The sequence below is a fragment of the Actinomyces sp. ph3 genome (assembly GCF_000308055.1).
GTDB lineage: Bacteria > Actinomycetota > Actinomycetes > Actinomycetales > Actinomycetaceae > Pauljensenia.
In genome coordinates this window covers 1-3114 of sequence record NZ_CAGY01000010.1, presented here as the reverse complement: position 1 = coordinate 3114, position 3114 = coordinate 1, and the positions used below count along the sequence as shown (strand labels likewise).

At 55.3% G+C, this 3114-nt stretch carries 1 rRNA gene; it reads right to left on the bottom strand.

The window, feature by feature from the left end:
* Positions 1-3071 (bottom strand): 23S ribosomal RNA (locus HGAS_RS08320); the annotation flags it as partial.
* Positions 3072-3114 lie beyond the last annotated feature (43 nt).

Below are 3114 nucleotides of genomic sequence, written 5' to 3'. Positions count from 1 at the left end.
GCGGTGCTTCCACCTCTGGCCTATCAACCCGGTAGTCTGCCGGGGGCCTTCCACCCACTGGGGGTGTGGAAACCTCATCTCAAAGCAAGTTTCCCGCTTAGATGCTTTCAGCGGTTATCTTTCCCGAACGTAGCCAACCAGCCATGCACCTGGCGGTACAACTGGCACACCAGAGGTTCGTCCATCCCGGTCCTCTCGTACTAGGGACGGCCCTTTTCAAGTTTCCTACGCGCACAGAGGATAGGGACCGAACTGTCTCACGACGTTCTGAACCCAGCTCGCGTACCGCTTTAATGGGCGAACAGCCCAACCCTTGGGACCAACTCCAGCCCCAGGATGCGACGAGCCGACATCGAGGTGCCAAACCATGCCGTCGATATGGACTCTTGGGCAAGATCAGCCTGTTATCCCCGGGGTACCTTTTATCCGTTGAGCGACCACGCACCCACGTGCCATGGCCGGATCACTAGTTCCTGCTTTCGCACCTGCTCGACCCGTCGGTCTCACAGTCAAGCTCCCTTGTACACTTGCACTCGCCACCTGATTACCAACCAGGCTGAGGGAACCTTTGAGCGCCTCCGTTACATTTTAGGAGGCAACCGCCCCAGTTAAACTACCCACCAGGCACTGTCCCCAACCCGGATCACGGGTCTAGGTTAAGGTGACCGCTTGAACCAGAATGGTATTTCAACGACGACTCCACCACGGCTGGCGCCGCGGCTTCACAGTCTCCCACCTATCCTACACAAGCACAAGCGAACACCAATACCAAGCTATAGTAAAGGTCCCGGGGTCTTTCCGTCCTTCTGCGCGAAACGAGCATCTTTACTCGTACTGCAATTTCGCCGAGTTCACGGTCGAGACAGCGGAGAAGTCGTTACGCCATTCGTGCAGGTCGGAACTTACCCGACAAGGAATTTCGCTACCTTAGGATGGTTATAGTTACCACCGCCGTTTACTGGGGCTTAAATTCACCGCTTCACACCCCGAAGGATGTTGACGGTTCCTCTTAACCTTCCAGCACCGGGCAGGCGTCAGTGCGTATACATCGCCTTACGGCTTCGCACGCACCTGTGTTTTTGATAAACAGTCGCTTCTCCCTATTCTCTGCGACCCCACGGCCCCACCAACACGCTAGGTGTTGGGAAACCACGGGGTCCTCCTTATCCCGAAGTTACGGAGGAATTTTGCCGAGTTCCTTAACCATGATTCACTCGAACGCCTCGGTATACTCTACCTGACCACCTGAGTCGGTTTAGGGTACGGGCGCCTTGCCCCCTCGCGTCGAGGCTTTTCTCGGCAGCTTAGGATCACCACAAGTCCACTCTAAAAGCGTCCCTCATCAGTTCTCACCCACAATGTCTCCCGGATTTACCTGAAAGACGGGCCACAACCTTAAATAGGCTAAACCATCAGCCCACTGCAGCTACCTTTCTGCGTCACCCCTGTTAATACGCTTACCTCCACCACCGGGTCCCAAGACCAGCCGCAAACCACGCCCCGAAAGGCACGGTCATTGGCCGGCAAAATTGGTTAGCATGATGATCTCGGTATTGGACGGTTGCTAGGCGGTACCAGAATATCAACTGGTTATCCATCGACTACGCCTGTCGGCCTCGCCTTAGGACCCGACTAACCCAGGGCGGATAAACCTGGCCCTGGAACCCTTAGTCAATCGGCGCTGCGGATTCTCACCGCAGATTCGCTACTCATGCCTGCATTCTCACTCCCACACAATCCACCAGAGGTTACCCCCGGGCTTCACCTCATGCAGGACGCTCCCCTACCCAACAACACACCAACAATCATTAAATGACGCCAGCTATACGTGTTGTTGCCACAGCTTCGGCGGTACGCTTAAGCCCCGCTACATTGTCGGCGCGAAATCACTTGACCAGTGAGCTATTACGCACTCTTTCAAGGGTGGCTGCTTCTAAGCCAACCTCCTGGTTGTCACCGCGACTCCACATCCTTTCCCACTTAGCGCACACTTAGGGGCCTTAGCTGATGATCTGGGCTGTTTCCCTCTCGACTACGAAGCTTATCCCCCGCAGTCTCACTGCCGTGCTACACCCTATTGGCATTCGGAGTTTGGCTGACGTCAGTAACCCACAGGGCCCATCGGCCATCCAGTAGCTCTACCTCCAACAGGAACCACACAACGCTGCACCTAAATGCATTTCGGGGAGAACCAGCTATCACGGAGTTTGATTGGCCTTTCACCCCTACCCACAGCTCATCCCCCAGGTTTTCAACCCTGGTGGGTTCGGTCCTCCACAAAGTCTTACCCTTGCTTCAACCTGGCCATGGGTAGATCACCCCGCTTCGGGTCCAGAACACGCGACACACGCCATATTTCAGACTCGCTTTCGCTACGCATACCCCACACGGGTTAAGCACGCCACGTGCCACTGACTCGCAGGCTCATTCTTCAAAAGGCACGCCATCACCCCACAAGGCTCTGACGGCTTACAAGCACACGGTTTCAGGTACTATTTCACTCCCCTCCCGGGGTACTTTTCACCATTCCCTCACGGTACTATGCACTATCGGTCACTCAGTAGTATTTAGGCTTACCAGGTGGTCCTGGCAGATTCACACGAGATTTCACGAGTCCCGCACTACTCGGGAACACAACCCACACGGCGCCCCACCAGCTGGCCTACGCGACTATCACGCACTACGGTCCCCCATCCCAAGAGGTTCAACCACCAACAACACGCCATGCCCACCCCCGGCAGAAGGTAGACGATCATGCCCCACAACACCCCATGCGCAACGGCCGCCGCCTATCACACGCACAAGGTTTAGCCTCCTCCGCTTTCGCTCGCCACTACTCACGGAATATCTTTTCCTACGGGTACTGAGATGTTTCACTTCCCCGCGTTCCCCCCACAACCCTATTTCATTCAGGCAGTGGTAACTGGCCATAACACCAGCTAGGTTCCCCCATTCGGAAATCCTTAGATCAACGCTCGCTCGTCAACTCCCTAAGGCATATCGCAGACCGCCACGTCCTTCATCAGCTCTGAGTGCCAAGGCATCCACCGAATGCCCACTAAAACTAACAAAACCACAGACACAAAAAACAACAAAAAACAAACCCTAAAACAC